The 528-nt window shown below is 64.4% G+C and carries 1 rRNA gene; it reads left to right on the forward strand.

Annotation, left to right across the window (positions count from 1 at the left end):
- Positions 1-117, forward strand: a 16S ribosomal RNA gene (locus HUX53_RS00170); the annotation flags it as partial.
- Positions 118-528 lie beyond the last annotated feature (411 nt).

A 528-nucleotide genomic window follows, 5' to 3' on the forward strand; every position in this document is an offset into this window, starting at 1 on the left:
ACCCGAAGCCCGTGGCCCAACCCGCAAGGGGGGGAGCGGTCGAAGGTGGGGCCGGCGATTGGGACGAAGTCGTAACAAGGTAGCCGTACCGGAAGGTGCGGCTGGATCACCTCCTTTCTAAGGAGCATCAACTGGCCCAGGCTGCTTCCAGTGGGAAGAGCTCGGGTCGGTGGCCATCATCGGCGGCGCACGTTCGCCGGGTGGCTGCTCATAGATGTGGAGCACTGGCTACTCAGCTCACCGCCTGTGTGAGTCGGCAAGTACCGCCCCTGGGTCTCGGCCCGGGGGAGTGGGAACGGCGGTCTCGGGCAGGTGGGGGGTTGGACACGCTGTTGGGTCCTGAGGAAACGGGCTTAGCCCGGTGACCTCGGACTGCGGGACCAGACACCGCCTCACTCGCGATGAGTGTGGCGGTGCTGGTGGGCCCGGTTGTTTTTTGAGAACTGCACAGTGGACGCGAGCATCTCTGGTGAGGGCTTCGAGGTTCTGCCTTTCGGGGTGGGGTTGAGGGTTCTCATCTGCGATTTG

Origin of the sequence: Actinomadura sp. BRA 177 (genome assembly GCF_013372625.1) — a bacterium.
Taxonomy (GTDB): domain Bacteria; phylum Actinomycetota; class Actinomycetes; order Streptosporangiales; family Streptosporangiaceae; genus Spirillospora.